We start from the raw sequence: 1367 nt of genomic DNA on the forward strand, positions 1-1367 counted from the left end.
GCCCATTCCGGATGAGGTGGGTGGCTCCTGCTCCACCGGCATCGAATGTGCCAAAGTGCAGTTGTCATCGACTGCTAGGAAAGGAGCCACCCAATGACAGTAAAGACCGTAGGCCTGGATCTGGCCAAGGATGTTTTTCAAGTTCACGGCATTTCAGAGAACGGCCGAGTGATTTTCAACAAAGCCATCAAACGCGCAAAGCTGCTCCGCTTCTTTGAGACGCTTCCACCCTGCAGGGTCGGGATGGAAGCCTGCGGCTCGTCTCATCACTGGGGTCGCCAGCTGCGCAATTTGGGGCACGACGTGAAGCTCATGCCCGCCGGATACGTCAAACCCTACGTGAAGCGCGGCAAGAATGACGCCGTTGATGCTGAGGCGATCTGTGAAGCGGTCCGTCGACCAACCATGCGATTTGTCGAGATCAAGACGGAAGAGCAGCAAGCCATTCTCTCAATTCACCGGACTCGAGATCTGGCCGTCCGGCAGCGCACCCAACTGGCCAACATGATCCGCAGCCTTTTGCGTGAGTTTGGGCATATCTTGCCCATTGGGATCGAAGCAGTGACGGCTTTTGCAAAGCGTCACCTTGATGGCGACCATCCAGAAATGCCGGAGATCGCCAACGGCATGCTCGGTATCCAGTGCTATCAGTTACTCGGCCTGAACGAACGCATCGCTGGCTATTCTAAGATGATCCAGCAACATGCCCTTCTGAATTCAGATGCGCGTAGATTGATGCGTATGCCTGGCATCGGCCCGATCACGGCTTCAGCGATTGTCGCTACGATCGGCGATGCAAAACAGTTCCGGACCGGGCGCGATCTGGCGGCCTGGCTCGGACTGACCCCACTCAACAAATCCAGCGGTGGCAAGGAACGTCTGGGCAAGATCACCAAGCAGGGTGATCGCTACATTCGCAAATTGTTGGTCGTCGGTATGACATCGCGTGCCGTCATGGCGAAACGTTCGCCAGAAAAGGTCGATCTTTGGACCGCGAAGATCATCGCAGACAAGCCTTTCCGTCTGGCGACGACCGCCATGGCCAACAAGGCCGCTCGAGCCATCTGGGCGATGCTCACGAAGAAACAGGAATACCGGCAGCCTGCGGTCTAACCCGCCGACTGCCCATGAGATGCAAGACGTTGAAGTGATGATGCGGAATTAAGTCAACCAAGAGCAAGGACACTCCGGGAATGGCAGCGACCCTCAGAGATCGATAACCCGATTGGAACCTCGCTCGCGGAATTCATCAAGGCCAGTGGCGACAATGCCGCCACACAAACAGGCCGGACAGACGAAGGTACTGACGAAAAATGCCGCAAAATCACGAGTAAACGCTTGCAATGCAGGAGCCACCCACAGATGCC

The 1367-nt window shown here is 56.3% G+C and carries 1 protein-coding gene; it reads left to right on the forward strand.

The features are described 5' to 3' along the window. Nucleotides 1-93: 93 nt before the first annotated feature. On the forward strand, nt 94-1113 hold the full coding sequence (locus ACR0IK_RS24325; RefSeq protein ID WP_480597418.1) for an IS110 family RNA-guided transposase: 1020 nt from the start codon (nt 94-96) through the stop codon (nt 1111-1113). Nucleotides 1114-1367: the final 254 nt, after the last annotated feature.

This window comes from Ruegeria sp. BF7, from assembly GCF_056538605.1.

Excerpts from the sequence above, each read along its gene's own strand:
- ACR0IK_RS24325 (WP_480597418.1), top strand. The coding sequence starts at position 94 with ATGACAGTAAAGACCGTAGGCCTGGATCTGGCCAAGGATGTTTTTCAA.